Here is an 831-nt window from a genome sequence, read left to right as displayed (position 1 = left end):
CGGCGTCACCATCCTCATCACCGCACACCCCCACGACACCGACACACCCCCCGGCGTCGTCACCCTCACCCCGCACCCGGCACCGGCCACGGCCACGTCCGCGCCGCCCCCGGTCGACATCCACCCGGAGCAGGTGGCGTACGTCATCCACACCTCCGGGTCCACCGGCACGCCCAAGGGCGTCATGGTCCCCCACCGGGCGCTGACCAACCTGGTCCACTGGCACCTGGACACCCACCCCTCCAGCCCCGACCAGCGCCACGGCCAGGTGGCCAGCCTCGGCTTCGACGCCGCGATCTGGGAGATCTGGCCCGCGCTGGTCAGCGGCGCCACCCTGCACATCGCCGACCCGGCCGACCGCCTCGACCCCACCGCGCTGCACGACTGGCTGGTCCGGGAAGACGTCACGAGGACGTTCCTGCCGACCCCGGTCGCGGAGGCCGTCCTCCGGTTGCCCACCCCGTCCACCAGCCACCTGCGGACGATCTTCACCGGTGGGGACGCCCTCACCACCCGACCGTCCGCGCAGGCGCCGTACACGCTGTTCAACATCTACGGGCCGACCGAGACCACCGTCGCCGTCACCGTCGGGGCCGTCAGCACCGACGGGGTCCACCGGCCCGATCTCGGCGTCCCGATCGCCGGCGCCCGCATCTACCTCCTCGACGCCGAACTCCAGCTCGTCCCGCCCGGCGCGCCCGGCGAGGTCTGCGTCGGCGGCGACGTGGTCACCCGCGGCTACCTGAACAAGCCCGGGCAGACGGCGGAGCGGTTCCTGCCCGACCCGTACGCCACCACCCCCGGCAGCCGCCTCTACCGCACCGGCGACCT

At 73.8% G+C, this 831-nt stretch carries 1 protein-coding gene; it reads left to right on the top strand.

The features are described 5' to 3' along the window. The coding region (locus tag ACLQ22_RS31880) for an AMP-binding protein (RefSeq protein ID WP_425695580.1) at nucleotides 1-831 on the top strand (831 nt) is incomplete at both ends.

The organism is Micromonospora sp. DT178 (assembly GCF_049841695.1).
Taxonomy (GTDB): domain Bacteria; phylum Actinomycetota; class Actinomycetes; order Mycobacteriales; family Micromonosporaceae; genus Micromonospora.
This window is presented reverse-complemented; position numbering and strand designations above follow the sequence as displayed.